This window comes from Gammaproteobacteria bacterium, assembly GCA_017999615.1.
In the GTDB taxonomy this organism is placed as follows: Bacteria; Pseudomonadota; Gammaproteobacteria; order JAABTG01; family JAABTG01; genus JAGNLM01.
In genome coordinates, this window is record JAGNLM010000001.1 from 737,714 (window position 1) to 744,101 (window position 6,388).

Annotated in this window: 7 protein-coding genes; 6 read left to right on the plus strand and 1 reads right to left on the minus strand. The window is 64.6% G+C overall.

Features of this window, described 5'->3' with window-relative positions; all coding sequences use genetic code 11:
- Nucleotides 1-30 precede the first annotated feature (30 nt).
- The gene (locus KA217_03225) at nt 31-1,527 is read right to left on the minus strand and encodes a sigma 54-interacting transcriptional regulator (GenBank protein MBP7711463.1); all 1,497 of its coding nucleotides are present in this window, start codon (nt 1,525-1,527) and stop codon (nt 31-33) included.
- A gap of 95 nt (nt 1,528-1,622) precedes the next feature.
- Here KA217_03225 and KA217_03230 point away from each other — a divergent pair, with 95 nt between their 5' ends.
- From KA217_03230 to istA, 6 genes are all read left to right on the plus strand, one after another.
- Nucleotides 1,623-1,859 (plus strand): hypothetical protein, encoded by a 237-nt coding sequence (locus KA217_03230; GenBank protein MBP7711464.1) that lies wholly within the window; start codon nt 1,623-1,625, stop codon nt 1,857-1,859.
- A gap of 20 nt (nt 1,860-1,879) precedes the next feature.
- Nucleotides 1,880-2,356: a DUF3489 domain-containing protein gene (locus KA217_03235; protein MBP7711465.1), complete on the plus strand. Its 477-nt coding sequence runs from the start codon at nt 1,880-1,882 to the stop codon at nt 2,354-2,356.
- 904 nt (nt 2,357-3,260) lie between these two features.
- Nucleotides 3,261-3,452, plus strand: a complete 192-nt coding sequence (locus tag KA217_03240; GenBank protein MBP7711466.1) for a helix-turn-helix domain-containing protein — start codon at nt 3,261-3,263, stop codon at nt 3,450-3,452.
- Nucleotides 3,449-3,703, plus strand: a complete 255-nt coding sequence (locus KA217_03245) for a hypothetical protein (GenBank protein MBP7711467.1) — start codon at nt 3,449-3,451, stop codon at nt 3,701-3,703. The genes KA217_03240 and KA217_03245 overlap by 4 nt, the downstream gene beginning before the upstream one ends.
- A complete protein-coding gene (locus KA217_03250) occupies nt 3,700-5,544 on the plus strand; it encodes a hypothetical protein (GenBank protein ID MBP7711468.1) in 1,845 nt (614 codons plus the stop codon). Before KA217_03245 ends, KA217_03250 begins: the two co-directional genes overlap by 4 nt.
- Nucleotides 5,545-5,599: 55 nt before the next feature.
- A partial coding sequence (gene istA, locus KA217_03255; protein MBP7711469.1) for an IS21 family transposase occupies nt 5,600-6,388 on the plus strand: 789 nt, incomplete at its 3' end.

Below are 6,388 nucleotides of genomic sequence, written 5' to 3' on the forward strand. Positions count from 1 at the left end.
GTGACAGGCTATAAGCACATGCCGTGCCAACTAGCCAACTCCGTATTTCTGAAGCCAGTTACTAAGGGTCTGATAGCTGCCAATCCCAAGGATTCGGGCGGCCTCGGACTTATTGCCGTGCGTCTGAGCCATGGCGCGCTCAAGGTAGTGGCGCGCGACGTCTCCAATGATGTCCGGCAGTGAAATCGCCTGATCCAGAGGGCGGCCGAGGATGGTGTCAGCCTTTGGAGCGACCGTTACAGCCAAAGACTCGGCCACGTCCTGCGTGGTGATCTTGTCGCCCACGGCCCAAATGCTGGCACGCAGCAGTGTGTTGTGGAGTTCCCGAACGTTACCAGGCCAAGAGTGCTGAATCAGAAGGTTTCTTGCGGAAACATCTAATTTCTTGTGCTTGTAACCCGGCTGCGACGCAGCCTCGGCATTGATGGAGGCCAGCATCGAGTCGATCAGCATGTTGAGATCACCCTCACGCTGGCGCAGAGGGGGCAGGAGCAGCACCCCTACGGCTAAGCGGTGGAAAAGGTCTTCCCGGAATCGACCCTCCCTGATCTCATCGGGCAGGACTCGATTCGTGGCGGCGATAACGCGGATATCGATGGGCTTGGCCCGTGTGGCGCCGACACGGGTAACTTCACGCTCCTGCAAGACCCGCAGCAGCCTGACTTGAGATGCCAGCGGCAGTTCGCCGATCTCATCGAGGAACAGGGTGCCGCCATCGGCCGACTCGAAGTAACCAGCCCGAGCTGCGGTAGCGCCGGTGAATGCGCCCTTCTCATGGCCGAACAGTTCTGCATCAACCAGTTCTTGAGGGATAGCGCCACAGTTGACTGCGACGAACGGCTTTGCGTTGCGTGGACTGGCCTGATGGATAGCGCGCGCGAACAACTCTTTTCCGGTTCCGGATTCGCCCTGGATGAGCACGGGCACATCGCGAACCGCCAAGCGATGCGCCATCGCCACGGTGCGTTTCATTGCAGCGCAGCGGTGGACGATTGCAGTGAAAGCTGGACTTTCGGGCGGCACGCCCATCATCAGGCGAGTCAGAGCCTCATCTGCCTGCTTGTCAGCAACAGGCACAAACTCGGCCGACAACTCAAAGGGAATGCTGACCTCTTTGACACCGTGCTCCCGCGAAGACTCGATCAGTTTTGCAGCGTACCGAGTCTTGGCAAGCAGCAGCCAGATGGCTGCCATGGCCGGAGTGCCTGGGCTCAGATGAAACACTAGGTCGCCAAAAGGTGAAGCACGCTTGACTTCCTCGATCACGCCGACGGCAGCACGGAAGATCTCTTCAAAACTGGTTGGACTGGTGAGCTTGGCTTGATGTGACGTCACCGGCACTGACGACTGCCGTCCAACCCACTGGGCGTACGCACGGGTCTTCTGGATGCTGTGATCGGACAGCAGGTGCAATGCATCAAAGGGGAACGCCTGGAGCGCGCCCAAGATGGGCCCTTGCTCATCGGAGCCTCCGGCCTCCCCAGCGCGCAGGTCAGCATTGCCTAGCCAAGCCAGCAAAATTGCCATAGATTAGAAGATTTTCAATGCAATCACAAGAAATATTGTACTTTGATCGGGATTGATTGAACAGCAGCTTGGCTTCTTGATCGTTCAGCGCGTGAATGGTGGCGTCATCCATCAACCCGGAGCCCACCATGACCACCCAGACCACCGCCATCGACGCCTATCTCGCCCGCGCCGCAGCCATCTACATCAAGTTCGCCCGGCTACAGCAACTGGCCGGCGACCACTTCGGCCATGACCCTGACGCCATCCACTGGGGCCACGTCGGGGACCTCGGGCGGGTGGATCAGGCGCTGGATGACCTTCTGGCGATCTTCGACGGCCAGGCCAAGTGACGGAGGCCATGATGGAGACCCTGCTCAAACTCTCCCCGGCCCAAAGCCTGCTGCTCCGCACTGCCGCCCGCCGTCCTGATGGGCGAGTGATCCCGCCCGACACGCTGCGCGGCGGCGCACGGGTCAAGGTGCTGACCTCACTGCTGCAGCGCGGGTGGATCGAGCCTGCCGACAGCGGCCACGTCATGACCGACGCGGGCTACGCGGCCATCGGCCAGCAACGGCCCATGCCGCCGGATGACGTCCAGCCGATGGACGCCACCGACGACTTCCAAGTTCTGGAGGGCATCCCAATCCGCCCTGGCACCAAGCTGGCCGCACTGGTGATGGCGCTACGCCGCCCGCAAGGCGCGACCAGTCTCCAACTGATGCTGGCCACCGGCTGGCAACAACACACCGTGCGCGGAGCCATCTCCGGGATGCTGCGCAAGAAGCTGGGCCTGAACGTGGTCTTGGCGCACAATGAATCCGGCGAACGGGTGTACAGGGTGGTTTGATCTGCCGCCAAGGGTGTCCAGTTTCTTGAGGCCCTGCGGATACCCCGGCGTGTCTGACGCATCGGACACAGCTCCACGTAACTCTCTATACGCGTGCGCGTGTGCGCGCCTCACGGAAAGTTACGACAACCTGTGTCCGATGCGTCAGACGGTGCGCAAAGGCTCGTGGGCCGATTTCTGCAACCCAGCCAGCGAATCGGCTGCAAACCCGCGCCAGCATTGAGTTTTCTTTCCTGGCCGTTTTTCGCTTGGCCGGGGTGCAAACCTGCGAACCGGGTACGCACCAAGGTTCGCACCTTCCGCGTTGCGGCCATCCCGCGCAGGCCCGCGCTGACCGGGCTTTCGCCCCCCTTGCCCACACACTGCCAGGTGCGAACCGCAAACCCTGCAAACCTTGTTTTATAGTCGGACGGTGGCGAAATTCTGCGCTCGCGCCCCCCGCATGGCGATTCGGGCGGGAAGGACCCCTTTTGCATGGGCTGCGGTGGCGGGCGCCGCGCTCGGGCACCTGAAGATCCTTGCCTCCGGCACAGAAGGGGGGTTTGGTGACTTTAGTGGGTTTACTTCCCCCTGCTCTATATAAATGCCATCTGCCAAATCGCTCGCGTAAGGATGGAAACACCCCCCTAATCCTACAAACCCACCCTTGAGCCGGGCTGGGAAGGCGAGCACGAAAGGGGCTTGCGCTCCGCATGCAAGCGCCGAGTTCGGGCCCGATCGAGAAATAACGTGTTTTAGCGGAGGTCAGGGGAGAAGGTCGGCCATCAGCGGCAATCCATTGAATACGCGACCTTTTCCTCGATTTTCAATCTCCCATACTGTCACTCCATGAGCATCACGACGGATCGCCGAGCCCCATCGAGGGGCCGGTCGGTCAGTGATCACCACCCTCAGGAGGACAGCAATGCATCTCACCCCGCAACAGCTCGCGGCCCGCTGGCAGATCAGCGAGAAGACCTTGGAGCGCTGGCGCCGCCGGGGGACTGGACCGCACTTCCTGCGCGTCGTCGGCCGCGTGCTGTATCCGCTCGAAGCCGTCCAGGCGTGTGAAGCCCAAGGGCTCGTCGCGCGGCCGTGTCAGGAAGCCCGTTCGTGAGCGGCCCCGCTTCCCCCTCTCGTCGTCGCGTACGGTACTTCAAGCGCGAGGTACAACGCGCGCTGGCCAACGGGGGTATGCCGCGGTTCCTGGATGCGCTCTTTGGCGTCGGCGCCTGGACCTACGACCCCGTCGAGAAACTCTGGATCGTGCCCGATCGCAACGCTTCCGGGCCGGGGCGCGAGTACTACTGCATCCAGATTACCGGCGACTGGTTCAAGGCGCGGCTCTCCGACGAGGAGTGCTCATGACCGTCCCGAGCGCACAGCCGATCCGCTTCACCGTGTTTCACGCGCAGCAACCGCGGCGACTCTCGAAGGCCTTTCGCCTCGCCGCCGACGGCACGCTGACCCGTGAGCCGGGTGGCGTGTTGGTCAGCGGACGGGCGCGGCAAGTGGCGGTGACGAGCCTGGCCGAGTTCGCCTCGGTCCTGACCGCACTCACCCCTGCCAACGCCGCCGCTTTCGGCATCACCCGATTCGCAACCGTTCGCATCGTCCCCAAGCGCGAGGCCCATCACCCGAATCTCCTCCATCGCCCTTGCGAGCAGCCGATCGTCTCTCGCACCCGCGAACACTTTGACTGGCCTGCTGGCCCGGGCCTGATGATGCTCGATTACGACCCTGCCCCGGGATGCGAAGCACTCGCCCCGCAGGCGTGGCGCGAGCTCCTGTACGCCGTGTGGCCGCAACTGCAACACGCCCCGCACCTGTGGCGTCCGTCGGCCTCGTCGTGCATCGAGAACACTGAGACGGGCGAAGTCCTGCACGGGATCACGGGGCAACGCCTCTACATCGTCGTCGCCGACGCGACCGACATCCCCCGGGCAGGCCAAGTGCTGGTTGATCGACTGTGGCTCGCGGGTCACGGCCGCTTCGATGTCTCGCGCTCGGGCGCCTTGCTCGAACGCACCGTCGTCGATGCAGCCGTGTGGCAACCCGAGCGGCTGGACTTCTGCGGCGGTGCGCAGTGCGAACCGCCCCTGGTGCAGCGCCTGTGTGATCCGGTGATCGTCAACGATGATGCACCGCCGATCGATACGGTCGCCACCCTGGCCGAACTCAGCGCGGCCGAGCGAGCCCAACTCGCGGCGCTCAAGCGCGCACTGGAACTGGAGCCCGATCTTCAGCATGAAGTGAGCCTTGCCCATGCAGCCTGGGTCGAGGAACGTCTGACGAGTTGGCAGCGCCGCCATCCGCAAGCGGATGCAGAGAGCGGTCGCAAGCTCCTGCTGCGCGCGGTGCGCGACAAGCGCCTGATGGGGGACTTCGATCTGGTGCTCGATGACGGCGAGCGCGTCAGTGTCGGCGCGATGCTCGACGATCCGGAGCGCTATCACAACCGCCGCTGCGCCGATCCGCTGGAGCCCGACTACCAGCACGATGCGCGCATCGCGTGGATCAACCTGCGCAATGCCGGTCGCCCCTATATCTATAGTCACGCACACGGCGGCACGCGCTACACCCTACATCGCCCTGCACGCACGCTGCGCCTGGTCGGCGGCGAGTTGCACCGGTTGGTGCGCAGCGTACTCGACCTGATGCGGCTCGACGGCACCGCGTTCGACCGCGGTGGTGAGCTCGTGCATGTGAGTCCGCGCGGCACGGTCTATCCGGTGACCGCCGAATGGCTGACCGTGCATCTGAGTGCACTGATCAACTTCGAGCGGCTGAGCCAGCGCGCCCGCAACTGGTACGCCGTCGACTGCCCGCTCGATCTGGCCAAGCGCGTACTAGCGATGCGCGGCAGCTACGGGCTCCCCAAGCTGCGGGCGGTGCTGACCGCGCCGGTCCTGACCCTCGATGCCCGCGTGCTCGATCGCGACGGTCATGACCCACAAACCGGGTTGCTGCTGATCCTGAACGAGCCCGAGCAGCCCGCGATCCCCTTGCACCCGAGCGTCGAGCAACTGCGCGCGGCCATCGACGCGCTCTGGTTTCCGTTCAAGGACTTTCCGTTCGTCGGGCCGATCGATCGCGGGGTGATGCTCGCAGCCCTGCTCACTGCAACGCTGCGTGCGGTGCTGCCGACCGCGCCGGGGTTTCTCTTTACTGCACCGAGCGCGGGCAGCGTGTCAGCGGTCATCCAATAATCCCCACCCGTGGTCACTGAATTTTCCCCACCCTCCTTTCCGAGGAGGGTAGACGATGACCGTAGACGCAAGACGGAGCAGTGAGACCATCGGCACCCAGGTGCAGCCGCCTGGGGAGACCGCCATGATCCGCCGTGAGCTGTGGGAGGCGATCCGCGTGACCGCCGCGACCGAAGGACTCTCGGTGAGCGCGCTGGCCCGGCGCTTCGAGCTCGACCGCAAGACCATCCGCCGCTGCCTGCAGGGGCCCGAGTGGCAACCGTACCAGCGGGCGCCCCGGGAGGACACGCTGCTCGCCGAGCACGCGGCGTTCCTCACCACGCGTGCCCCCGAGGTGCGCTACTCGGCCGAGATCCTCTACCGGGAGCTCACCCGCCACCATGGCTTCCGCGGCAGCTACGCCACCGTGCGCCGCTTCGTGCGCCCGCTGCGGGTGGCCGAGCAGACCGCCGCCGGGACCGTGACGCGCTTCGAGACCCCACCCGGGGTGCAGAGCCAGATCGACTGGGGCGAGAGCTGGGTGCGCTTTCGCTCGGGGCCGGTGAAGATGCACCTGTTCGTGCTGACGCTCGGGTTCTCGCGCCGGGCCTACTACGGGGGCTTCCCCAACGAGCAGCTGAGCCAGTTCCTGGAGGCCCACGAGCGGGCCTTCGCGCACTTCGGCGGCCACACCCGCGAGCACCTCTACGACCGGCCGCGCACCGTCTGTCAGCCCGGCGAGGACGGCCGGGTGGTGTGGAACCGCACCTTCAAGGCCTTCGCCGACTACTGGGGCTTCGAGCCGCGGCTGTGCCGGGCGTACCGGGCGCAGACCAAGGGCAAGGTCGAGAGCGGGGTGAAGTAC